This is a genomic window from Phyllobacterium sp. TAF24 (assembly GCF_052113785.1).
In the GTDB taxonomy this organism is placed as follows: domain Bacteria; phylum Pseudomonadota; class Alphaproteobacteria; order Rhizobiales; family Rhizobiaceae; genus Phyllobacterium.
On sequence record NZ_JBFRDN010000025.1, the window covers coordinates 1 to 23,632 of the forward strand.

Genomic DNA, 23,632 nt, shown 5'->3' on the forward strand with positions numbered 1-23,632 from the left:
ACTTGGCTCCCTGCAATCCTCATCTCCGTCATCCTCGGGCTTGACCCGAGGACCCACCTTTAAAAATAGCTTGTATGCTCCGGGGCGACGCGCGCGTGCTTCTTTGCCGTGGGTCCTCGGGTCAAGCCCGAGGATGACGGAGATGAGGATTGCAGGGAGCCAAGTTCTGCAGGGTTGGTGATTAGCGTTGCAGCCCCCATGTCCCTCATGGTGAGCTTGTCGAACCACGCACTATGTTGTTGCAATGGGTTTCCCGTTGCCTATTCCACGCTCTTGTAGCGCTTGCTTGCCAGAGCCTCGACCATGATTGCAACGGTCTCAAGATCGTCGGGTAGCAGTACCCTGATGGCAGCCCGGATACGTTGCCGCTCCATCGGCTCGGGGTCATCCGCATCTTCCCCGAATGACAACAGTTTGTTCGGTGTCGTTTCCAGGACTTTTGCAATGCGAACCACAGTTGCAAGGTCGGGCTCACGGCTATTAGCGATATAATTTCCGTATCTTCTTTCACTCAAACCTGCCCGGCGGCCAGCTTCCGAGTTGGAAATGCCGAGTTCGGCTGCGCGTTTTTTCAGGTTCGATGCAAACTGTTCCATCGGAACAAAATGTTCTGGCAAATGCCACGGGTCGATGTACAATACGAGCGATTATACTACCACATTTCGTTATAGGTTATAATTGTGTTTTGTTTTTTTAAGTGGTTCATTTTCACCTCTCCCATCTGGGGCACTTTTCTGTTCCATCAGTGGGAGTTTTCCATAAAGCCGCGGTTGATCCCGAAGGAGAAAATCGACGGGATGGTTGACCAGTTGATTGCGGAGCATGGACCGCGCGCCGCCTATCGCGCTTATATCGAGGAAGATCGTGCCTGGCGTCACTGTGACACGGTCCAGCAGGGCATCTGGCGGCGCGTGCGCCGCGAGTTGCAGCGCCGGGAAGCGGGGTGAGGTGGTGCGTTTCACTCTTCTCCCCCCACCGTCATCCTCGGGCTTGACCCGAGGACCACCTATAGAAACTTCTGGAATGCGAAGCATTTCGTGCAAATGAGGTGCTCCTCAGTCGTGGGTCCTCGGGTCAAGCCCGAGGATGACGGCGAAGGAGGTGCACTGCGGTTTCGCGGCGAAGGAGGTGTCCGAGGAAGACAGAGAGAGATGCACCACAATTTGCAGGGAGGAGTACACGGCGAGGACAAGCCGATAAAATATTCCCATCATCTCCACCTTTCGTCGAATTTACGAAAACATCAGCCACACCCAAAATCCGCCAAGGAGGTTTGGCGTGGCTGGTTATGTTTACATTTTGACAAATCATAAGCGGGGAACGCTTTATATCGGCGTGACGTCTGATCTTGAGGGCCGCATTTACGCACACCGCGAGGGACATACGCCCGGTTTTGCATGGAAATATGGTTGCACACGGCTTGTCTGGTATGAGGAGCATATGCGGATTGGGGATGCGATTCAGCGGGAGAAATCTTTGAAGCGCTGGTATCGCCAATGGAAGATCGAGCTGATCGAAAGCATCAATCCCGATTGGGACGATCTGTATGTGACGCTTGGGTAAATTCCATCTCTGAGAAAGAACCACATACCTCCCCCTTTGCCACGCCCGCTTTTGCGTCTGGCTATTGAAAGGTGGGAAAGACGGGCGGTCCTTAAGGGAACGCGGGGTCTTGGTAGAGGTAGTGTAGTGAGTGCGTTCCCCGGCGTTTTCTAATTTGAGGTAAGAAAACTCCCGGACCACCCGCCCCGATGACTGGTTTTATCCTTGTGAGATAAAACCTTTTCCCCTGCGGTTGGGTTCTCCCCGCAGATGAAATCACCGATCCTTTCCTGACTTCGAAAGTTTCCGGAGCATTCCCGCCGGAAAGGACACCATCAGAATAAGCGAGGTGAGATGGTGTTGGATAAGTTGGCGTGATTTTTTGAAAATAGGTGGTTGCAGTAACATCGCTGGCCCTTCGACAGGCTCAGGATGAGGGAGAGGAATGGGCTGCAAAGATAATCGCCAACGTTGCAGAATAGAGCTCCCTGCAATCCACCTAACCCCCGTCATCCTCGGGCTTGACCCGAGGACCCACGGCTAAGGAAGCCAGATAAAACCATCTATTCAGCACTTTTGAATTATGGGTCCTCGGGTCAAGCCCGAGGATGACGGGGGGAGAGTTGTAGGAAATCAAACTCTACAACGTTGGCGATTATCGTTGCATCCTCACTCTCCCTCATGGTGAGCTTGTCGAACCACGAACCACGGCGGCATTCACCCCCCCTCTGCCCCGGCAGTCCGACAGGACAGAGGGGGGTGAAGACCTCATCCCAATGCTGAAGTATTGGCGCAGCGGCTCTCCGCATAAACGGGGGAGCTTACATACCGATGTGGAAATGCTAAGAAACCGGTATGACAGTCAAACCGCGCATTACCATCCTTTATTGCACCCAATGCAGCTGGCTCCTCCGCTCCGCCTGGATGGCGCAGGAACTGCTCTCCACCTTTGGCGCCGATCTGGGTGAAGTGGCGCTGATCCCCGGCACCGGCGGGGTTTTTGAAATCCGCGTCGAAGGTGATCTCATTTGGGAGCGCAAGCGCGATGGCGGGTTTCCCGAGGCAAAGGTGCTCAAGCAGAAGGTGCGCGATATCGTTTGGCCCGAGCGCGATCTTGGCCATTCCGATGGACATAAGGCCGTTGAGGCAAGCACCACTCTCCCTCATGGTGAGTCCGTCGAACCACGCGCAGGTGCTGCCACCGGCTTTTCCAAACAGGCCGAGAAATGAGCAAGCCCGAGGTTACGCCATCACGGCTGGATGATGCGGCACGGGCCGGCTGGCTTTATTATGTTGCGGGCAACACGCAGGACGAAATCGCGGCAAAACTTGGCATTTCGCGCCAGTCGGCGCAGCGCATGGTGTCGCTGGCCATGTCGGAGGGGCTGGTGAAGGTGACGCTGGATCATCCCATCGCCCATTGTCTTGACCTCGCGGAGAAGTTGAAAAAGCACTTTGATCTGAAAATGGTCGAGGTGGTGCCGACTGATCCGGGATCGTCCTCGACCACGCTGGGTGTGGCCGATGCGGCGGCAGCTGAGATGACCCGCTGGCTGAAATCCGAAGCGCCGATCATTCTGGGCATTGGCACGGGCCGCACGCTGAAAGCGGCGATTGAACTGCTGTCGCCCATCGACTGTCCGCAACACAAGGTTGTGTCGCTCACCGGCAATATTTCGCCCGATGGTTCGGCGGCGTTTTATAACGTCATTTTCAACATTGCCGACAAGATCAAGGCGCGCTCATTCCCGATGCCGCTGCCGGTTATCGCCTCCTCGCCGCAGGAGCGCGAGCTATTGCATGCGCAGGCGATGATCCGTCCGGTGCTCGAATTGTCGGCGCAGGCCGATGTGGCTTTTCTCGGCATTGGCGACCTTGAAGATGATGCGCCGCTCTATGTTGACGGCTTCATTTCCCGCGCTGAATTGCTGGCTTTGCGGCAGGCGGGCGCCGTGTGCGAGATCGTCGGACGGGCGTTTGATCGCGATGGAGTGGCCATTCAGGGCCTCACGAATGACCGCGTGGCCAGCGCGCACATCCCCTCGCGGGAGACGGCAACGGTGATTGCCATCGCCAAGGGTGCGAAGAAGCTTCCGGGTATTGTTGCTGCGATAAAAGGCAACCTTATCAATGGCTTGATCACGGATGAGCGAACCGCGGAAGCGCTTCTCAACTAACATAGACTAAAGTTGTACGACTATATGAGGGCTTGATGTTGCGACGCAGCAACGATTATCACTTGACTTGTTTTGTGTTTGTGTGAGTATTTGCTCATAAGACAAGCATTTGCTCATAACATTCACGGGAGGAATGAGATGTTAACGAGAACGCTTCTGCTCGGCGCTGTGTCGGCTTTGGCTGTGGCGAGTTTTGCCGCAAGCGCGTCATCGGCTGAAACGCTGACCATTGCCACGGTCAATAATGGCGACATGGTTCGCATGCAAAAATTGACCGATGATTTCACCAAGAAAAATCCTGACATCAAGCTGGAATGGGTAACGCTCGAAGAAAACGTGCTGCGCCAGCGTGTCACCACTGATATCGCCACCAAGGGCGGCCAGTACGACATCATGACCATCGGCACCTATGAAGTGCCGATCTGGGCCAAGCAGGGCTGGCTGTTGCCGCTCGATGGTCTTGCCAAGGATTACAACAAGGACGACCTGTTGCCTGCGATCCGCGATGCGGTTTCGGTTGATGGCAAGCTCTATGCCTCGCCATTCTACGGCGAAAGCGCCATGGTCATGTACCGCAAGGATCTGGCTGAAAAGGCCGGTGTGACCATTCCGGAAAAGCCGACCTGGGACCAGATTGCCGATGCGGCAAAGAAGATGACCGACAAGTCCACCGAGACTTACGGCATCTGCCTGCGCGGCAAGGCTGGCTGGGGCGAGAACATGGCGCTTCTGACTGCAACCGCCAACTCGTTCGGTGCGCGCTGGTTTGATGAAAAGTGGCATCCACAGTTCGACCAGCCGGAATGGAAGCATGCGCTGAAATTCTATGTGGACCTGATGAAGGAAGCCGGACCTCCCGGCGCATCCTCCAACGGCTTCAATGAAAACCTTGCGCTGTTTCAAACAGGCAAGTGCGGCATCTGGATCGATGCGACGGTGGCTGCTTCCTTCGTAACCAACCCGAAGGAATCCAAGGTTGCCGACAAGGTGGGCTATGCGCTCTTCCCGACTGGCGGTGTTGAAAACCACGGCAACTGGCTGTGGGCATGGAACCTCGGCGTTCCGGCGGGCACCAAGAAGGCGGAAGCTGCGCAGAAGTTTATCTCCTGGGCGACCGATAAAGCCTATACGGAACTCGTCGCCAGCAAGGAAGGCTGGGCGAACGTTCCTCCGGGCACGCGCTCCTCGCTCTATGCCAACCCGGAATATCAGAAGGCCGCGCCTTTCGCCAAGATCACGCTCGATGCGATGACCGCCGCGAACACCAGCAAGCCAACCATCAAGCCGGTGCCCTATACGGGTGGCCAGTTTGTTGCCATCCCTGAATTCCAGGGGCTGGGCACCGCCGTGGGTCAGCAGTTCTCCGCTGCGCTTGCCGGTTCCATGACTGTGGATCAGGCTTTGCAGGGCGCTCAGGCTCTCACAACACGTGAGATGACAAAGGGCGGCTATATCAAGTAGAATCCTCCTGGCTCCGGACGGCTCCTGACGCGAATGTCAGAAGCCGCCCGGGCCTCCTTTGGGGTATTTGGATTCTCGGTTTTCACAAACTGTATCGGAACCTGACCATGGCTACGCTTCAGACACGTGCAACAGCCCGTATCATGATGTCGCCCGCTGTCATCCTGCTCTTTCTGTGGATGATCGTGCCGCTTGTCATGACCCTCTATTTCTCGTTCCTGCGCTACAATCTGTTGATGCCGGGAACCGAGGAATTTATCGGCTTTCTCAACTATCAGTACTTTCTGACTGATCCCGCGTTCTTCACCGCGCTTGGCAATACACTGGTTCTGGTGGGCGGTACCCTGCTTATCACAGTCATTGGCGGCATTCTCTTGGCGCTGGTGCTGGATCAGCCGTTCTTCGGACAGGGTATCGTCCGCCTGCTCGTCATTGCGCCGTTCTTCGTCATGCCGACGGTGTCGGCGCTGGTGTGGAAGAACATGCTGATGCATCCGGTCAACGGGCTCTTTGCATGGATTGCCCGGCTGTTCGGCTTCCAGCCAATCGACTGGTTCGCCCAGCTGCCGATGTTCTCGATCATTCTCATTGTCGCCTGGCAATGGCTGCCCTTCGCCACGCTCATTCTGTTGACCGCCCTGCAATCGCTTGATGGCGAGCAAAAGGAAGCGGCTGAAATGGATGGTGCCGGGGCGATCTCACGCTTCATCTATCTGGTGCTGCCGCATCTGTCGCGGGCGATCACGGTTGTCATTCTGATCCAGACAATCTTCCTGCTCAGTGTCTTCGCCGAAATTCTGGTCACGACCAATGGCGGACCGGGCATCCAGACGACCAACATTCCGTATCTCATCTATATGCAGGCACTTTTGCAGTTCGATGTGGGTGGCGCTTCCGCTGGCGGTATCGTCGCGGTGGTCCTTGCCAACATCGTCGCCTTCTTCCTCATTCGCCTTATCGGCAAGAACCTGGAGAGGTAGAATCATGGCCCGCTCAACGACAACACGCAGCAAGGTCATCTTTACGGTTATAGGCTGGACGATCGGCTTTCTGATCTTCTTCCCGATCCTGTGGACGTTCCTGACCAGCTTCAAGACGGAAGGCACGGCCATCGCAACGCCGCCGCAATTCCTGTTCTTCGACTGGACGCTGGAAAATTACCACGAGGTGCAGAGCCGCTCCAACTACTTCAAGCATTTCAGCAATTCCGTGGTGATCTCGGTCGGATCGACGCTGATTGGTTTGGCGCTCGCCATTCCGGCGGCCTGGGCGATGGCGTTCTCGCCGACAAAGCGCACCAAGGACATTTTGATGTGGATGCTGTCCACCAAGATGATGCCTTCGGTCGGTGTGCTGGTGCCGCTCTATCTCATCTTCCGCGATTGGGGATTGCTCGATACGCGCATCGGCCTCGTTGGGGTGCTGACCCTGATCAATCTGCCGATCATCGTCTGGATGCTCTACACCTACTTCAAGGAAATTCCCGGCGAAATTCTCGAAGCGGCGCGCATGGATGGCGCATCGCTGATGAAGGAAATCGTCTATGTGCTCACGCCGATGGCTGTGCCCGGTATCGCCTCCACCATGCTGCTCAACATCATTCTGGCATGGAACGAAGCGTTCTGGACGCTGAACCTGACGACTTCCAATGCAGCGCCGCTCACGCAGTTTATCGCGTCCTACTCAAGCCCCGAAGGTTTGTTCTGGGCCAAGCTATCCGCCGCATCCACCATGGCGATTGCCCCCATCCTGATCATGGGCTGGTTCTCGCAAAAGCAACTGGTACGCGGTCTGACGTTTGGCGCTGTGAAATAGATTTCGGCCTTTGGCGTAGCCAAAAGAGATTGGAAAAATATTATGGGAAGCATTACACTCGAAAAAGTATCGAAGTCATTTGGAACCACTTCGGTCATTCCTGAAATCGATCTTGAAATCAATGATGGTGAGTTTGTTGTGTTTGTCGGTCCGTCCGGCTGCGGCAAGTCCACGCTCCTGCGCATGATTGCCGGTCTTGAGGACCTGAGCGGCGGGCGCATCATCATCGACGGCAAAGACATGTCGAGCGAGGCTCCGGCCAAGCGCGGCCTGTCCATGGTGTTCCAGTCCTATGCGCTCTATCCGCATATGACCGTCTACGGCAACATTGCCTTCCCGTTGAAAATGGACGGGCAGGAAAAGTCCGCCATCGACAAGAAGGTCAAGGATGCGGCGCATATCCTCAACCTCACCAATTATCTGGACCGCCGTCCGGGACAATTGTCGGGCGGTCAGCGCCAGCGTGTTGCCATCGGCCGGGCGATTGTCCGTCAGCCAAAAGCGTTTCTGTTTGACGAGCCGCTGTCCAATCTTGATGCGGCGCTGCGCGGCAATATGCGGCTGGAGATCAGCGATCTGCATCATCAGTTGAAGACGACAATGATTTACGTGACCCACGATCAGGTGGAAGCCATGACCATGGCTGACAAGATCGTCGTGCTGAATGCCGGACGCATTGAACAGGTGGGCTCGCCGATGGAGCTTTATCGCAGCCCGAAGAATGTGTTTGTTGCGGGCTTTATCGGTTCACCGCGCATGAACCTCATTGAAGGCGCCGAAGCGGCCAAGCACAATGTGACGACGCTTGGCGTTCGCCCCGAACATATCCGCATTTCGACGACGGAAGGCGCGTGGAAAGGCAAGGTGGGTGTCACCGAGCATCTCGGTTCCGACACCTTCATTCATACCCAGGTCGACGGCATCGGTCAGGTGACCGTGCGTACCGATGGTGATTTTGACACAAAACATGGCCAGCCGATTTTCCTCACGCCGGATGCGGCGCGGCTTCATCGATTTGGCGCGGACGGACAGGTGATTTGAAATGAGCAGACTGGCAGGCAAGACGGCGTTCATCACGGGATCGGCGCGGGGCATCGGCCGTGCCTTCGCGGAAGCCTATCTTAAGGAAGGCGCCGCCCATGTGGTGATTGCCGATATCGATTTGAAGCGGGCACAGGAAACCGCATCGGAACTTGGTAACGGTGCCTATGCGGTGCGACTTGATGTAACGGATCAGGCGTCCATTGATGCCGCCGTCAAGGAAACCGTCGACAAGTTTGGCGGGATCGACATCCTGGTCAACAATGCAGCACTGTTCGATATGTCGCCAACGGTCGAGATCACTCGTGCGAGCTATGACAAGCTTTTTGCCGTGAACTTCTCCGGCACGCTCTTCACGCTTCAGGCTGTGGCGAAAGCGATGATTGCACGCGGCAAAGGCGGCAAGATCATCAATATGGCAAGTCAGGCTGGCCGTCGCGGTGAAGCACTGGTTGCAATCTATTGCGCAACAAAGGCTGCCGTTATCAGCCTCACCCAGTCGACCGGGCAGGACCTCATCAAGCACAAGATCAATGTCAACGCGATTGCACCCGGTGTTGTCGATGGCGAGCATTGGGCTGGCGTCGATGCGCTCTTTGCCAAATATGAAAACCGGCCACTTGGCGAGAAGAAGCGTCTGGTTGGCGAGGCGGTTCCCTATGGCCGCATGGGCACAGCGGAAGATTTGACCGGCATGGCGATTTTCCTTGCCAGCAGTGACAGCGATTACGTGGTTGCCCAGACATACAATGTCGATGGCGGCAACTGGATGAACTAGGCGGAATTGCGCCCTGAAAGCGGGCGCAGTCGCATCTTCATTTGAGAAAAAGGGGTTAGGCCCGATGACTGTTAAACTCTCCGGAAGCGCGCTATCGCAGCTTCCCGCCAATGTCGCCGTACCCGGCTACAACAAGGCCGATTTGACCGCCGGTATCGTGCATTTCGGCATTGGCAATTTCCATCGCGCCCATCAGGCCGTCTATCTCGACGATCTTTTCAATGCGGGCAGCGATCATGATTGGGCCATCGTCGGTGCCGGGGTTCTGGCTTCCGATGAGACAATGCGCCAGAAGCTGAAAGAACAGGACTGGCTGACCACTGTGGTCGAACAGGACAGCGGTCACCGCACGGCGCATGTCACCGGATCGATGATCGATTATCTGAAGCCGGGTGAAACAGAAAACACTATTGCGCGCCTTGCCGATCCGAAAATTCGCATCGTGTCACTGACCATCACCGAAGGCGGCTATTTCATCGATCCGGCATCCGGCGTGTTCAACCCGCAGCATCCGGCAATTGTTGCCGATGCCGCCAATATCAGTGATCCCAAGACGGTTTTCGGCCTCATACTGGCTGGCCTGATCCGTCGCCGCACTGAGGGCACAGCACCGTTTACCGTCATGTCCTGCGACAACATTCCGGGTAATGGCCATGTGACCAGCGATGCCATCAGCGGCCTTGCGGCGCTTGTCGATACGGACCTTGCCAAATGGGTGAAGGACAATGTCGCTTTCCCCAACAGCATGGTTGACCGCATCACACCGGCGACATCAGACCGCGAGCGCGGAATGCTTGCGGACGATTTCGGTGTCGAGGACAATTGGCCGGTTTTCTGCGAGCCTTTCAAGCAATGGGTGCTTGAGGACCATTTCCCCGCGGGCCGTCCGGCACTGGAAAAGGTCGGCGTTACCTTTGTGCAGGACGTTGCGCCCTATGAGCTGATGAAAATCCGCATCCTCAACGGTGGCCATGCAACCATCGCCTATCCGGCTGCGCTGATGGATATCCATTTCGTCCACGAGGCGATGGAAGAGCCGTTGATCCGTGGTTTTCTCGGCAAACTGGAACGCGAAGAAATCATACCGGTGCTGCCGCCGGTGCCCGGCATTACCTTCGAGGAATATTACGATCTGATCGACCGGCGTTTTTCCAATCCAAAGATCGGCGATACGATCCAGCGTCTGTGTCAGGACGGTTCCAACCGCCAGCCAAAATTCATTCTGCCGACAACGGCGGACCGGCTAAAGGCGGGGCAGAGCATTACCGGTCTTTCGCTGGTGTCCGCGCTCTGGTGCCGGTTCTGCGAGGGAGCAACCGATAGTGGAAAGCCGACGAATTACCTTGATGCCAATGCGGAACGATTGAAGACGGTAGCAGTGAAAGCGAAGAGCGATCCCAAGGCATTTCTGGCAATGTCAGATATTTTTGGCGACGTCGGAACATCCCCCGTTTTCGTGGAATCCTTTTCCCGTATTCTCAAAACCCTTTGGGAAAAGGGCACGCGCGAGACGCTGACGCTCTATCTCGCTGATAAGCTTTGATGCCATGACAAAGCTCGTCATCTTCGATTGTGATGGAGTGCTGGTCGACAGCGAGCCGATCTCCATTGCCGTATTGCTCGACATGATCGCGAAAAGCGGCACGTCATTGTCCGAAGATGAAGCATACGAGATGTTTCTCGGGCGCAGCATGACGACGATCAGCAAGATTCTGCATGAGGATTATGGTTTTGCCGCCAGTGATGCGGATCTGGAGGATATGCGCGCCAATCTCTATGCGCGGTTCCGCGAGGACCTGAAGCCGATCCCCGGTATTGCCGAGACCTTGACCCGGCTTGACCTGCCGCGCTGCGTCGCCTCATCGAGCCAGCCGGAGCGCATTCGGCTCTCGCTCAAATTGACCGGGCTTCTTGATCTGCTCGAACCGAATATTTTCAGCGCGACAATGGTGAAGCACGGCAAGCCGGCCCCCGATCTGTTCCTGCACGCGGCCAAATCCATGAATACACAGCCTGAGGAATGCGTGGTCATTGAAGACAGTCCTGCGGGCATTGAAGCGGCCAAACGTGCCGGGATGAAAGTCTTTGCCTTCACGGGCGGAACCCATGCACGCGGTGGTAGGCTGGAAGCTGCGCTTGCGTCTCTCGGGCCAGACCTTATATTCGGCGATATGCTGGAATTGCCAGGTTTGCTATCGATATTGCAAGCCCGAACAAACGTTCAATAGAGCGTTCCGGTTCACGACAAGCCGGAAGGTTCGAATGCCAGATTTCGTATGTGCTGTGGATGTGGGAACAGGAAGCGCCCGGGCGGGTATTCTTGACACAAAAGGCAATCTGCTGGGGCGGGTTGAGCACCCCATTTTGATGAATCGTCCACTGCCTGACCATGCCGAGCACAATTCGGAAGATATATGGAAGTCCGTCTGTATAGCCGTGCAGGGCGCGATAGCGGCGGCAAAGGTCAATCCATCGGATGTTACGGGTATCAGCTTTGACGCCACCTGTTCGCTGGTAGTGCGCGACACGGACGGCAAGCCGCTGACCGTCTCGACCGATGGCGATAATCGCTGGGACACGATCGTCTGGCTGGATCACCGTGCTCTTGACGAATCGGATGAATGCACGGCGACGGGCCACGACGTGCTCAAATATCTCGGCGGCGTCATGTCGCCGGAAATGCAGACGCCGAAATTGATGTGGCTGAAGCGGCATCTGCCTGAAACATGGAACAAGTCAGGCTATTTCTTCGACCTTGCCGACTTCCTCAGCTGGAAAGCATCGGGATCACTGGCGCGCTCGCAATGTACGATTACCTGCAAATGGACTTATCTTGCGCATGAAGAGCCGGGTTGGCAGACCGACTATCTCAAAGCGGTTGGTCTTGATGATATGGTCGAGCGCGGTAATCTGCCTGTGCGGGCAAGTCCTGTCGGCACCGACGTCGGCACGTTGACACCGGAAGCGGCAAAGGCTCTGGGGTTGACCACGCGCTGCCACGTCGGCGCAGGTCTGATCGACGCTTATGCCGGAGCGCTTGGTGTCCTCGGTGGCTTTGCCGGGGACCTCTCGGAGATTGACCGGCATCTGGCTTTGATCGCGGGAACCTCAAGCTGTCTGATGGCCCTGTCGCAGGAGCCGATTTCCTTCAATGGTGTCTGGGGGCCTTATTATGGTGCCGCGCTGCCGGATTGCTGGCTGAGTGAAGGCGGGCAGTCCGTTTCTGGGGCGCTGCTCGATCATATTATTCGCTGGCATGGTGCCGCAGGAGAGCCCAATGCCGCCCTGCACAAGAAAATCACCGATCGTGTTATGGAGCTGCGGGAAAAGGAGGGGCTTGATCTCGCTGGCCGCCTGCACGTCCTGCCGGATTTTCACGGCAACCGGTCGCCCTTGGCGGACCCGCATGCGGTGGGCGTGATCAGCGGTCTGACACTTGATGCCTCGTTTGACAGTCTGTGCCGTCTCTATTGGCGCACTTCCGTCGGCATTGCGCTTGGCGTGCGCCATGTTCTCGACGCGCTGAACGAGCGCGGCTATGCCATTGATACGATGCATGTCACCGGCGGGCACACCAAGAACCCACTGCTGATGGAGCTTTACGCCGACGCTACCGGCTGCACTGTCATTACATCGGCTGCTGAAGACGCAGTGCTGCTTGGAACAGCGATGGTCGCCGCAACGGCTGCGGGGCTTTATCCTGATCTACCCGCCGCTTGCATGGCCATGAAACAGGGCGGGCGTCCCCGCCAGCCAGAACCGAAGGCTCGGACACGCTTTGACCGGGATTACCGTATTTTTCTGGAAATGCACGCCCAGCGCAAAGTGCTGGACAGGTTGCAGTAAGGATTAAGATAGCACCATCTTACCCTCCCCACGTGGGGGAGGGTGGGTGCCAAGCCCACTTTCAGTTCGTTAGAAACTCACCTTAATGCGCTTCGTCCCAATTATTCGCGGCGCGGGCATCAACCCGTAGCGGTACAGACAGGGAAATCGCCGGCATGGCGGCGTTTTCCATGATCTCGCGGACAACGGGAATGGTCGCTTCGACTTCCGCTTCCGCGGTTTCGAAAATCAATTCGTCATGCACCTGCAACAGCATACGTGCCGAAAGTTTTGCATCATTCAATGCCGGCTCCATCCGCACCATGGCGCGGCGGATAATATCAGCCGCTGAACCCTGAATCGGCGCATTGATTGATGCGCGTTCATTGAAAGCGCGAACCTGCGGGTTGGATGAGCGAATCTCAGGATAATGCGCGCGGCGTCCAAAAATCGTCTCGACATAGCCGTTCTGGCGGGCATAGGCCTTGGTTGCCTCCATATAGTCCTTGATGCCGGGAAACCGCTCGAAATAGGTGCGGATATATTGACCGGCTTCTTCGCGCGGAATGGAAAGCTGATTGGCAAGGCCAAAGGCGGAAATACCATAGATGATGCCGAAGTTGATCGCTTTCGCACGTCGCCGCACTTCCGATGGCATGTCCTTGACGGGAACGCCGAACATTTCCGAAGCGGTCATCGCATGAATGTCGATCCCGTCGGCAAAGGCCTGGGTAAGCTGGGGTATCTCGGCGACATGCGCCAGAACCCGCAATTCGATCTGGCTGTAGTCGGCCGATATCAGCTTGTTGCCCGGCGCAGCAATAAACGCCGTGCGAATCTTGCGGCCCTCGCTGGTGCGCACAGGAATGTTTTGCAGGTTCGGTTCCGATGAGGAAAGCCGTCCGGTAGAAGTCGCCGCCATGGCGTAGGATGTATGCACACGCTTGGTATCCGGGTGGATATAGCCGGGCAGGGCATCGGTGTAGGTGGATTTGAGTTTGGTCAGCTGACGCCAGTCGACAATCTTGCGCGGCAGTTCGTGCCCTTCCGCAGCAAGGTCCTCCAGCACCTGTGCCGAAGTGGACCATTGTCCTGTTTTGGTTTTCGATCCACCGGGAAGGCTCATCTTGCCAAAGAGAATATCGCCAAGCTGTTTGGGTGAGCCGATATTGAGCTTTTCCCCGGCAAGCTGGTAAATCTCGTGTTCGATGGCGGCCGCTGCCTGGGCAAGATCGCCCGACAGTCGCGACAGGATTTGCCGGTCGACGGATATGCCACGCTCTTCCATCCGCGCCAATACGGCAACGAGAGGACGCTCCAACCGCTCATAGACCGAGACAAGGCCGTCTTCGACCAGTCGCGGTTTGAGCAGGCGCCACAAGCGCAGCGTTACATCGGCATCCTCAGCCGCATAGGCGGTGGCGCGATCAATATTGACCATGTCAAACGTAACCGATGACTTACCGCTACCCGCCACATCCTTGTAGGCAATGGGCGTGTGACCCAGCCAGCGCTCGGACAGGGCATCCATGCCATGAGTGCCTTCACCGGCATCAAGCACGTAGGAAATCAGCATCGTATCATCGAAGGGATGTGCGTCGATGCCGTAACGGTGCATGACCAGCCAGTCATACTTCATATTATGCGCGATCTTGAGCACCGAGCGGTTCTCAAGCAGCGGTTTCAACACCCGCAAGGCATCATCAAGCGGGATCTGTCCTTCGACAGTGCCGCCACCCAGAAGATCACCGGTTCCCGATTTGTGATTGAGTGGAATATAGGAGGCATGTCCGGGCCGGATAGCGAGGGAGACGCCGACAAGCTCGGTCTGCATAGGATCAAGCGATGTCGTCTCCGTATCAAAAGCAACGATTCCCGCTTCCATCGCCTCATTGACCCAAGCCTGCAACGTCGCAAGATCGCGAATGCAGGTATAACCTGATGTGTCGATCTTGGAGGCCAGGGCCTCGTCCGTGCGCGCCTTGACCAGATCAGCGGGCAGCATTGCGCCCGTGTCCGATTTATCCTGTGGCTTGTCGTCAGATGCAGCCGATGTCGTCGCACCGGTGGAAATTTCAACATCCGGGCCATGCGCCTCGGCAACCGTATCAATCCCTACCTGCRATGCCTCAATGAGGGACGCGTCAACGCCGGTGGCTTCGGCGGCGCGGCGGGTGAGGGAGGTGAACTCCATGGCTTTGAGGAACGCGACGAGCTTTGGCCCGTCCTGCGGTTCCAGCACAAAATCTTCAAGCCCGACATCAACAGGTGTATCGGTTTTCAACGTCACAAGCTGGCGCGAGATGCGGGCGATTTCGGTAAACTCAATGATGTTTTCACGGCGCTTCTGCTGCTTGATTTCGCCTGCGCGGGCAAGCAGCGTATCGAGATCGCCAAACTCTTCCAGCAGCTGCGCGGCTGTCTTTGGACCAATGCCGGGAATACCCGGCACATTATCGGTCGAATCACCTGTCAGTGCCTGCAGGTCGATCATCTTTTCCGGTGGCACGCCCCATTTCTCGATAACGTCAGGGATACCGATCTGCTTGTCCTTCATGCTGTCATACATGGACACCATGGGTGTGACGAGCTGCATCAGATCCTTGTCTGATGAGATGATGGTGACTTCCGCACCAACGGCTTCGGCCATCCGCGCATAGGTGGCGATCAGGTCATCCGCCTCGTAGCCTTCTTTTTCAATGCAGGGCAGGTTGAAAGCCTTGGTTGCCTGACGAATCAGGCCGAACTGCGGAATAAGGTCTTCCGGCGGTGCCGAGCGATTGGCCTTATACTCGGGGTAAATCTCTTTGCGGAACGTGTTCGACGAATAGTCGAAAATGACGGCAAAATGCGTCGGCGTTACGCCCACGGATGTATCCCTGGCTTCCCGCAGCAGCTTCCACAGCATGTTGCAGAAACCGGACACGGCACCGACAGGCAGGCCATCCGATTTGCGGGTGAGGGGCGGCAGCGCATGATAGGCCCGGAAGATATAGCCGGAGCCGTCGACGAGAAAGAGATGATCACCTTTTTTCATGGTGCCTACGATTAAATGAACATCCCGAAAAAGGAAATGATCTGTCTTTCCCATGCACTGAAAGATGCGCTGATAACCGACTCATCCTGACAAAATTCAGGAGCTGGGGGTTCTCACCCTGCTGGCTTGGTCTTTTGCGGGTGAATGGTTTCACCGCGCGCCAGCATCGCCACGAACTTTTCGATGCGCTGCGCTCTTGTCTCCGGTTTCTTCGCATCATTGACGCGGTAAATGATGGCATACCGATTCACGCTGGTCAGCAGTTGGAACATCTTTGTTGCCTCGGCATTTGCGTCAAGGGCGGCCTGCAAATCGTCGGGCACGGTTGCCCTGCTTTGTGGCAGATAGGCCTTGTCCCAACGCCCATCGGATTTTGCCCGCTCGATTTCCAAAAGACCGGCAGGTTTAATGCGGTTCTGGTCGATGAGTTCATTGGCGCGCTTCCGATTAATGTCGGACCAAGGGCTCGTGCTCTTGCGCCGCGTGAAGCGGACGAGCCAATAGTGCTCGTCAAACTTGTCGGCTTGGCCATCGATCCAGCCATGGCAAAGCGCACCATCAATTGCCTCCTGTCTGGACAGGGTTTTTATCTCGGCTGACTTCTTGCCGAATTTGAGCCAAGCGCCTTGAGAGATTTCATGATTGATCACCAGCCATGCTTCCCAATCTGCGCCTGTCGGGAAGAAAAGCACTGGCAAGTCCGTCGCGGCTTTCGGCATGAGATTCGCCCCTCGTTTGAGGGAACGTTATGCCGGAAATCCCGTGTCATGAACATATCACTCTCTCATCACGCGTTTGTTACAAAGATGTAATGTTCCGTGCCCTTGAAATGCCACGGTTTGAGACCCAAATCCAACTTGTCGACGTTAGATCGATGTCCGGGATTTAAGGCTCGTCCCCCGCCTTCCCCGGTCTTGCGGCAACCTCATCCCCCCTCTCCGGGTTGTCGCATCTGAGTGTAGTGATCTGGTCGCCTGTGGTCCCCCCGCCACGGCGGCCATTTCTTTTCCGGGTCCATTTTTTTCTGCCGTTTTCCCGAAAATGGGCTAAGAAGAATTCCCTTCACAAGTCCCGGTCCAACAAATTCAGGAAATACCATGTCAGCGCTTGAACCTGTCTTGAACGCCCTTGATACCAATCTCGATAAAAGTCTGGAACGGCTATTCGAACTGTTGAAGATCAAGTCCATCTCGACCGATCCAGCATTCAAGGCCGAATGCCGCAAGGCTGCCGAATGGCTGGTTGCCGATTTGAAGACCATTGGTTTTGACGCCAGCGTGCGCGACACGCCGGGGCATCCCATGGTCGTGGCTCACCACGAAGGACCAAGCGCCGATGCGCCGCATGTTCTCTTCTATGGTCACTATGATGTGCAGCCTGTTGACCCGCTTGAGTTGTGGGAAAACGATCCCTTTGCACCTGAGATCAAAGATATGGGCAATGGCCGCAAGATTCTGACAGGCCGCGGCACAGCCGATGATAAGGGGCAGTTGATGACCTTTGTCGAAGCTTGCCGCGCTTATAAGGAAGTACACGGTAAGCTGCCGGTAAAGATCTCCATTCTGTTCGAAGGAGAGGAAGAGTCTGGCTCACCGTCGCTAAAACCTTTCCTGAATGCTCATAAGGACGAACTCAAGGCCGATTTTGCGCTCGTTTGCGATACGGGTATGTGGGATATGCAAACCCCGGCAATTTCCGTTGGTCTGCGTGGTCTGGTCGGTGAAGAAATTGTTGTGAAGGCTGCGGATCGCGATTTGCATTCCGGCTCGTTTGGTGGCGCCGCTGCCAACCCGATCCATATTCTCACGAAGATTCTGGCTGATCTGCATGATGAGACAGGGGCCGTAACCATTCCGGGTTTCTACGATGGGGTTGAAGAGACGCCAACGCAGATATTGCAGACATGGAAGGGGCTTGATTGCACGCCTGAAAACTTCCTTGGACCTATCGGCCTTTCCATTCCATCAGGCGAGAAGGGCCGTTCTATTCTGGAACTGGTTTGGGCACGCCCAACTGCCGAGATCAACGGCGTTATCGGTGGCTATACCGGACAGGGATTTAAGACAGTGATTGCGGCTCAAGCCTCCGCAAAAGTGTCATTCCGCCTTGTTCACAAGCAGAACCCGGCAAAAATCCGCGAGGCTTTCCGTGCCTTCGTACAGGCGCGTATTCCTGCTGACTGCTCCGTGGAATTCCATGAACATGGTGGATCGCCAGCAATTCAGCTTTCCTATGACTCGCCGCTTCTGGCCAAGGCGAAGACCGCGCTGAGTGATGAATGGCCCAAGCCCGCTGTTCTCATTGCCATGGGTGGTTCCATTCCGATTGTTGGCGATTTCCAGCATATGCTCGGCATGGAATCGCTGCTCGTTGGCTTCGGCCTTGAGGACGACCGCATCCATTCCCCCAATGAAAAATATGAGCTGAATTCCTTCCACAAGGGGCAGCGCTCGTGGGCACGCATTCTTGACGTGCTGGCGAAATAAAACCGGAGAGATTTTGATGACCATCCGCTTTCACCGCAATGATCTGCCCGACCTTGCCAATTATCAGGTCAATGCCGTCGCCATTGACACGGAAACGTTGGGGCTCAACCCGCATCGTGACCGGCTGTGCGTTGTGCAGATTTCGCCCGGCGATGGCTCGGCGGACGTCATCCAGATCGACAAGGGACAGACATCAGCCCCCAATCTGGTGAAACTTCTTGGTGATGACGCCATCACCAAGATTTTCCATTTTGGCCGTTTCGACCTTGCCGTGCTTTATCACGCCTTCGGTGTCATGCCGAAGCCGGTTTTCTGCACCAAGATTGCCTCGCGCCTGACCCGCACCTATACGGACCGGCATGGCCTGAAAGAGATCTGCAGCGAATTGCTTGACGTGAACCTGTCCAAGCAGCAGCAATCATCAGACTGGGCGGCCCCTGAACTGTCACAGGCACAGCTCGAATATGCGGCGTCGGACGTGCTTTATCTGCATCGCTTGAGCGCAATTCTCATCGAGCGGCTGAAGCGTGATGGACGCGCGGAAGAAGCCGCTGCTTGCTTCCAGTTCCTGCCGACCCGCTCCAAGCTCGATCTGATGGGCTGGGACGAACAGGATATTTTCGCCCACAGCTGATACTCATTCGGCCGATGCGAGCGCGCCCCTGCCATGTGGTGTGGGCGCGCTGTCTATATGGGCCCATTGCGGGCGCTTGAACAGGAACTGGCCATAACCTGTCCACTGGACCAGTCCATAAAGGATAACCGGTCCCAGCACGCCGCTGATGACGGTGAGCAGAGAAATCGTGCCGATATCCGTAATGAAGCCTGATCGCAGCAGAACCGTTCTTGCTATCGCCATCGGCAGGAAGAAGGCGAGATAGACGACAATGGAATGAGCGCCTAGCCAACGCAGGGCGCGGGCCAACCATTGTGCTGCGGGTATCGAGCCAAGTCTGGCGATCAAAGCCGAAATTGAAACGATCGCCAATGCCCCGGCAAAACCTGCCAGCAGTGAGATGATGGGCACATTGCTCCACCCGCCAAGCCCGCCTGACGTATAGGCCTCTTCGGGTATCCAGTCAGCAAAGGGTGCCGACGCCGGATGAAACACCAGCCAGCCATTAACGAGTGCCCATACGCCAAGAATGAGAAGCGCTGTCCATGGCCGTTGTCTCAACCATTGCGCCAGATCAAAAATCACCGGCGCAAAGGCATAACCGGCAAAGAAAAAGACGTAGCGGCTGCAGAACTCGTCAAGCACAAGCCAACCCGTATGAACAGGGAATGTTTCGAGAGCGGCGGCAATAAGCAGAATGATCCAGACATTGACGGATTTGACGAGGCGCGTGACGACAAAGAATATCGGCAGGAGATAAATGAACCAGAGCGTGCCGAACGGTTGAACAAGGGCAAGCAGATAAGCATCGGCAGCACCGCCAACACCGCTTTCGGCGATGATACCCGGTGCCTTGAACAGAAACTGGATCGTCAGCCAGAGCAGATAAAAATAGATGAAATGCACGATCTTTCGATCGGCATAGCGCCGCCATGACCGGTCGATTACCAGCCCGAGAAACAGACCCGAGATCAGAAAGAAATCAGGCATGCGGAATGGTTGGGCAAAAGACACGACCGGGTGCATCCAGCCACGCGCTCCGGCGGCGCTCTCGACGCCGAGCACCGAGTGCATCATAACGACAAAGATAATGCAGATGCCTTTGGCAATATCGACCCAGTCGACACGCATTTTCTCGCCAGCGTTCATGATTAGCCCGTCCCCCCGATTTTACTCTCTTTGATACGCGATAATTCAAAACGGGAAGTAAAATTCAGGTGATGGTAGCAAAAATGCGCTGCGAATGGGCAATCCGGATGGCCAATTGGCTCGAAATATCATCTTGCCGGATCAAGGTACAAAAAAGCCGGGCAAGAGCCCGGCGAATTGTGAACGCAAATGCGTCCAGAGGGGAACACGCAACGAGCGAAAAAATGGGAGGAGAACCGCTCGTTACGCAACACTAAAATATAACTGCTGCGTTTAATTTTCAAGGGCACAAGAATAATAATCTTTTCGCGCGCCAAGAATCGACAGAATGCGCCAATGTATTAATTCGGATCGAAGAGCAATTTCAGCTGGCTGGCGTGCCCGTCGGCGCTGGCGTGGCCGCCGGATCAAGCTGTTCCTTGCAGGTTCCGTGCCCTCGCAGCTGACACCCGCCAAGACGGTATTGCGCTTCGGAGTCGGGCGATGGGTTCAGCCGTGCAATGGCGCCGCCACCGCAACCGTTCAGGATCATCAACGCACAGGCAAGAACGACAAACCGCATTATCTACTCCAGTATAGGGGGCGCTGCAGGCTATAGTGAGTGGTTCACGGGTTCGGGGTTCGACAAGCTCACCATGAGGGAGATGGGTGATGAAAGGGAGTCAAGTTCTGTAAACTTGGCGAAGTGCAATCTCTGCGATCAGCCTTTCATCACCCATCTCCCTCATGGTGAGCTTGTCGAACCACGCACCACGCACCACGCACTGCATTGACGCAGCTTCTCCTCATAGCCTAACCGTCTGTCGCAGACTTCTCAACCGTGAGCCGCACCTTTTCAGGCGCGGCCCGATTGAATTCCGTTTAATTCAGCTTGACCAGAACGACCCGGCGGTTCTTGGCGCGGCCCATCATTCCAGCACCTGATAGTTTCATCGGATTTGTCCCCGGTATGAATGAGGCCGTTCTATCCGCTTCTTATTTTACTTCAATTGATTGGCGATCGACCGGATATGTCAATCAAAGCATTGATTGGCAGTTCTGTCGATTTCCAATGATTTACGTCGAAGGCATAAAGTTAAACTGCCAAGTGGCAAAAACCGCTCAAAGTATTTTTTCAAATAGGCGAATGAAAAAAATCTTGTGAGATTCGATTTTCTGCAATCTAATTTTGTATACATGACGTCATAACGTGATGCGTAAAGTTAAAAGGAGGACGGCCAGCCTATGGAAGCGACAGCGGCAGACATTGACTACTGTTTCCGGTTGATACTTGGACGCCTGATGAACGAAGTGGAGAAAGACCACTACACATTTGTTGGTTTGCCGCTTGAAATTGTCGTGAGGAAATATCTGAACTCCCTTGAGTTTCAGGGCCGTCGCATGCTCGATCCCCCGGCGCAGACGGGTTTGGAGAAAGTGTTCATCAATAACACCTGGGTCTTTGCGGATCGCAACGACGGTGATGTCGGCGAACACATCGTCTCCGGCGCCTATGAGCCGAATGTCACCCGCATTTTCCAGGAGTGCGTGAAGCCGGGTATGCGCGTGGTCGATATTGGCGCCAATATCGGATATTTCTCAATGCTGTCTGCGTCCCTGGTGGGCCATACGGGGCGCGTTCTTTCTGTTGAGCCGAATGTGGAAAATGGCCGGTTGCTTGCCGCAAGCCGTGACGCCAATGCCTTCACCCAGATCGAAATTCTGCTGACAGCGGTGAGCGACAGAACGGATGTTCTCTCGTTGAGCGGGTCATCATCAAATGGAACAACGGCGACAGTTTTTTCCGGCCAGTCGCTTGAAATCAAGCGGCTCGTGCCATGTGTGCGTCTTGATGATGTCCTGCATGAATGGGACAGGGTGGATTTCGTCAAGATCGATATTGAAGGGGCGGAGTACAAGGCACTGAACGGTATGACCCGGACACTCCGGCGTTTCCGTCCGCTGATTATCAGTGAATTCAATCCCAGCTTGATCGGATGGATATCGAGTGTCAAACCGGAAGATTATCTGGGGTTTCTGTTTTCGCTTGGCTACAAGGTTTCGGTCATTACCCCGGAAGGAAACCTGCTTCACCGGGGAACTGACATTGCTGCAATCATGAATGATGTGAACACATTTGACGGTGATCACATCGATTTTCTGGCACAGCCTATCTGATCGCTGTTACGAAAAGTCAAACGCCGCCGGTAAGGGCGGGGCGGCGTTTCTATCAAAGCTCTAAGAAAGGCTTCAGGCATTCTTGGAATAATAGATGCCGAAGTTGAGAGCGAGAAGCACCACGAGAGTGGCCGCAAAGCCGCCAACAAATAACAATGCCCTTTTTGCTGCTGTTTTCTCGCGATTCTTTTTTGAGAATGTGGTCACGATAGCGGCTCCAGCCGATATGCCGAGGATAGCTGGCAGGGACATCATGTTCATGGAATTGCCTTTCTCTTTGTTACCGGATGGGCATAGCGTCCGTTTCTTTCGTTAACAAGCCCAGGCAGCGCTGGTGCTCTGAAAACAATAGAGAATTTGGGTTTTCTCGTCTCCCCAATCCCGTTGGCTCACGTCGTTACGTGTTCCTCGACAGATGCGGTTGTTTGGGGGATAAGAGCGCTATGGAATATGTCCAAGAAAGGGTCGCGGTGAGTGATGGTACGTATGTCACAGACATACGGCGAACAACATTCCGCCTGGGTATATTTTATTGGGCCAGTGAGTTTGTCATCAGCAATACGCTGTTCCAGATTCTGGGCCTGACGCAGATCAACTCGATCATTGCCAAGCTCATCTTGTCATTGTTCAGTTTGCTCATAACATTCTCAATCACATTCGTCTTATTCAGATTGAGAAATGCCAACTTGGCCGTAAAAATATTCGCGTGCTTTTCACTGGCCATAATGGGTGGCGCCATGCATTCGCTCTGCGATCACCTTGTCTATGTGGTGAGCGCCTGGCCCGAGGTGGCAAAATTCAACTTCACTGATTTTGGCTATACACTCGTTTACGATATGTCGCTGTTTTTCGGCTGGTCATGTCTGTTCATATCCATCCTCTATGCCTATGAGATGCGGGAAAACGAAAGGTTGCTGGCGGCCTCACGGGAGGAAGCCCTTTCGGCGCAAATGCGCGCGCTGCGCTATCAGGTCAATCCGCACTTTCTCTTCAATACGCTCAATTCCATAGCCGGGCTGATAGAAGAGGGCGCAACCAAGAGCGCTGGGCGTATGGTGTTGTCGCTTTCCTCATTCCTGCGCACCACCCTTGAAATTGACCCAATGAATGACGTTCGGCTGGGCGAGGAACTCGCCTTGCAGGCTGAGTACCTGAACATTGAAGGCGAACGCTTCTCTGATCGAATGAAGGTGCGCATCAATGTTGCAGCGGAGCTTGAAGACGCGCTTGTTCCAAATCTCATACTTCAACCATTGATCGAAAACGCCATCAAACATGGTGTGGGTACCACGCCGGGTATGGTCGAGATAACCATCAGCGCCACAAGCAGCGGGCAGGTTCTGTATCTCACGGTGGAAAATGACAGTGCCAAGTCCAGTACGGCCGGGTCGGCTAAAATCCAGGGCATGGGTATCGGTCTTGCCAACGTTGCCCATCGCTTGGAAACCCGGTTTCCCGGTGTTGGCTCGTGCAATGCGGGGCATGATGAGACGGGACGATTCCGCGCTTTGCTTTCCATGCCGCTGAGGCTCTAGCCCGGTTAAAGTA

General features: G+C 55.3%; 21 protein-coding genes and 1 pseudogene. 16 read left to right on the forward strand and 6 right to left on the reverse strand.

What is annotated here, in order from left to right; all coding sequences use genetic code 11:
• Nucleotides 1-260: 260 nt before the first annotated feature.
• Nucleotides 261-596 carry a helix-turn-helix domain-containing protein gene (locus tag AB4Y96_RS19315; protein WP_441919210.1) on the reverse strand — a complete coding sequence of 112 codons (336 nt, stop codon included), beginning with the start codon at nucleotides 594-596 and terminating at the stop codon, nucleotides 261-263.
• 201 nt (nucleotides 597-797) lie between these two features.
• Here AB4Y96_RS19315 and AB4Y96_RS19320 point away from each other — a divergent pair, with 201 nt between their 5' ends.
• From AB4Y96_RS19320 to AB4Y96_RS19375, 12 genes and pseudogenes are all read left to right on the forward strand, one after another.
• Nucleotides 798-947: a hypothetical protein gene (locus tag AB4Y96_RS19320; RefSeq protein WP_175540544.1), complete on the forward strand. Its 150-nt coding sequence runs from the start codon at nucleotides 798-800 to the stop codon at nucleotides 945-947.
• Between the two features lie 331 nt (nucleotides 948-1,278).
• On the forward strand, nucleotides 1,279-1,563 hold the full coding sequence (locus tag AB4Y96_RS19325) for a GIY-YIG nuclease family protein (RefSeq protein WP_441919212.1): 285 nt from the start codon (nucleotides 1,279-1,281) through the stop codon (nucleotides 1,561-1,563).
• 834 nt (nucleotides 1,564-2,397) lie between these two features.
• Nucleotides 2,398-2,670: pseudogene (locus AB4Y96_RS19330) on the forward strand (SelT/SelW/SelH family protein); the annotation flags it as partial.
• Between the two features lie 98 nt (nucleotides 2,671-2,768).
• The gene (locus AB4Y96_RS19335) at nucleotides 2,769-3,719 is read left to right on the forward strand and encodes a sugar-binding transcriptional regulator (RefSeq protein WP_441919214.1); all 951 of its coding nucleotides are present in this window, start codon (nucleotides 2,769-2,771) and stop codon (nucleotides 3,717-3,719) included.
• Nucleotides 3,720-3,857: 138 nt separating this feature from the next.
• Entirely contained in the window at nucleotides 3,858-5,180 is a 1,323-nt protein-coding gene (locus AB4Y96_RS19340; protein ID WP_441919216.1) for an ABC transporter substrate-binding protein, read from the forward strand.
• Nucleotides 5,181-5,287: 107 nt separating this feature from the next.
• Complete coding sequence (locus AB4Y96_RS19345) at nucleotides 5,288-6,160, forward strand: carbohydrate ABC transporter permease (protein ID WP_091878946.1); 873 nt, start codon at nucleotides 5,288-5,290, stop codon at nucleotides 6,158-6,160.
• A gap of 4 nt (nucleotides 6,161-6,164) precedes the next feature.
• Nucleotides 6,165-6,995 (forward strand): carbohydrate ABC transporter permease, encoded by an 831-nt coding sequence (locus tag AB4Y96_RS19350; protein WP_091878944.1) that lies wholly within the window; start codon nucleotides 6,165-6,167, stop codon nucleotides 6,993-6,995.
• Nucleotides 6,996-7,037: 42 nt separating this feature from the next.
• Nucleotides 7,038-8,036, forward strand: coding sequence for an ABC transporter ATP-binding protein (locus AB4Y96_RS19355; RefSeq protein WP_441919219.1), 999 nt, complete (start codon nucleotides 7,038-7,040; stop codon nucleotides 8,034-8,036).
• Between the two features lies 1 nt (nucleotide 8,037).
• Nucleotides 8,038-8,814 (forward strand): L-iditol 2-dehydrogenase, encoded by a 777-nt coding sequence (locus AB4Y96_RS19360; RefSeq protein WP_441919221.1) that lies wholly within the window; start codon nucleotides 8,038-8,040, stop codon nucleotides 8,812-8,814.
• A 64-nt stretch (nucleotides 8,815-8,878) separates the two neighbouring features.
• On the forward strand, nucleotides 8,879-10,357 hold the full coding sequence (locus tag AB4Y96_RS19365) for a mannitol dehydrogenase family protein (RefSeq protein WP_441919223.1): 1,479 nt from the start codon (nucleotides 8,879-8,881) through the stop codon (nucleotides 10,355-10,357).
• A gap of 4 nt (nucleotides 10,358-10,361) precedes the next feature.
• A complete protein-coding gene (locus AB4Y96_RS19370) occupies nucleotides 10,362-11,042 on the forward strand; it encodes an HAD family hydrolase (protein ID WP_441919225.1) in 681 nt (226 codons plus the stop codon).
• Nucleotides 11,043-11,076: 34 nt separating this feature from the next.
• Nucleotides 11,077-12,660 carry an FGGY-family carbohydrate kinase gene (locus AB4Y96_RS19375; RefSeq protein WP_091878937.1) on the forward strand — a complete coding sequence of 528 codons (1,584 nt, stop codon included), beginning with the start codon at nucleotides 11,077-11,079 and terminating at the stop codon, nucleotides 12,658-12,660.
• Between the two features lie 82 nt (nucleotides 12,661-12,742).
• On the opposite strand, the gene polA is transcribed toward AB4Y96_RS19375, so the two are convergent.
• Together polA and AB4Y96_RS19385 are read right to left on the reverse strand one after the other, a co-directional pair.
• On the reverse strand, nucleotides 12,743-15,730 hold the full coding sequence (polA, locus tag AB4Y96_RS19380; RefSeq protein ID WP_441919228.1) for a DNA polymerase I: 2,988 nt from the start codon (nucleotides 15,728-15,730) through the stop codon (nucleotides 12,743-12,745).
• Between the two features lie 59 nt (nucleotides 15,731-15,789).
• Complete coding sequence (locus AB4Y96_RS19385) at nucleotides 15,790-16,395, reverse strand: YdeI/OmpD-associated family protein (protein ID WP_441919230.1); 606 nt, start codon at nucleotides 16,393-16,395, stop codon at nucleotides 15,790-15,792.
• 378 nt (nucleotides 16,396-16,773) lie between these two features.
• Between AB4Y96_RS19385 and AB4Y96_RS19390 the strand changes: the two genes are divergently transcribed.
• A complete protein-coding gene (locus tag AB4Y96_RS19390) occupies nucleotides 16,774-18,162 on the forward strand; it encodes a M20/M25/M40 family metallo-hydrolase (protein WP_441919232.1) in 1,389 nt (462 codons plus the stop codon).
• 16 nt (nucleotides 18,163-18,178) lie between these two features.
• Nucleotides 18,179-18,796 (forward strand): ribonuclease D, encoded by a 618-nt coding sequence (locus tag AB4Y96_RS19395; RefSeq protein WP_091878933.1) that lies wholly within the window; start codon nucleotides 18,179-18,181, stop codon nucleotides 18,794-18,796.
• Between the two features lie 3 nt (nucleotides 18,797-18,799).
• Here the strand turns inward: AB4Y96_RS19395 and AB4Y96_RS19400 are convergent, their stop codons facing one another.
• Both AB4Y96_RS19400 and AB4Y96_RS19405 read right to left on the reverse strand, forming a co-directional pair.
• Nucleotides 18,800-19,927: an acyltransferase family protein gene (locus tag AB4Y96_RS19400; RefSeq protein ID WP_441919234.1), complete on the reverse strand. Its 1,128-nt coding sequence runs from the start codon at nucleotides 19,925-19,927 to the stop codon at nucleotides 18,800-18,802.
• A gap of 364 nt (nucleotides 19,928-20,291) precedes the next feature.
• Nucleotides 20,292-20,489: a hypothetical protein gene (locus AB4Y96_RS19405; RefSeq protein WP_441919236.1), complete on the reverse strand. Its 198-nt coding sequence runs from the start codon at nucleotides 20,487-20,489 to the stop codon at nucleotides 20,292-20,294.
• A 662-nt stretch (nucleotides 20,490-21,151) separates the two neighbouring features.
• Between AB4Y96_RS19405 and AB4Y96_RS19410 the strand changes: the two genes are divergently transcribed.
• Nucleotides 21,152-22,084, forward strand: coding sequence for an FkbM family methyltransferase (locus AB4Y96_RS19410; protein ID WP_441919238.1), 933 nt, complete (start codon nucleotides 21,152-21,154; stop codon nucleotides 22,082-22,084).
• Between the two features lie 72 nt (nucleotides 22,085-22,156).
• Here AB4Y96_RS19410 and AB4Y96_RS19415 read toward each other — a convergent pair whose 3' ends face one another.
• Entirely contained in the window at nucleotides 22,157-22,345 is a 189-nt protein-coding gene (locus AB4Y96_RS19415; protein WP_441919240.1) for a hypothetical protein, read from the reverse strand.
• Between the two features lie 476 nt (nucleotides 22,346-22,821).
• On the opposite strand from AB4Y96_RS19415, the gene AB4Y96_RS19420 reads away from it, so the two are divergent.
• Entirely contained in the window at nucleotides 22,822-23,619 is a 798-nt protein-coding gene (locus tag AB4Y96_RS19420) for a sensor histidine kinase (protein WP_441919242.1), read from the forward strand.
• Nucleotides 23,620-23,632: the final 13 nt, after the last annotated feature.